Here is a 360-nt window from a genome sequence, read left to right on the forward strand (position 1 = left end):
GACAGTGATCGCGCTTGGAAAAAACATAACCCACGACCTGCGGGGGGATTCGCTGTCCGTCGGCGACAGGATCACGTGGAGTGAGTATTTTGTAGAATCTGGTCAGTACATGGCAGAAGTTCTAAACCTGCCTCAAAAGGCGCCTGTGCTTGAAAAGTATGGGCACATGAGTGCAGACCAGTCGCCTCATCACCATGGTGGGTTTGCACAGTACTGCTATGTGTTAGCGAAATCGTGGATTCTTAAGATCCCTGATGTGCTCAGCGATGAGGAGGCCACACCGATCAACTGTGGCGTGGCAACCATGATGGCTGTTGTTGAGGCCGGTCATATTGAGTTTGGTGATGTGGTGTTGATTCA

1 pseudogene is annotated in these 360 nt (G+C 51.1%); it reads left to right on the top strand.

Annotated elements, in window-relative coordinates:
* A pseudogene (locus AY633_RS16675) lies at nucleotides 1-360 on the top strand (hypothetical protein); the annotation flags it as partial.

This window comes from Planococcus maritimus, assembly GCF_001592825.1.
GTDB lineage: Bacteria > Bacillota > Bacilli > Bacillales_A > Planococcaceae > Planococcus > Planococcus maritimus_C.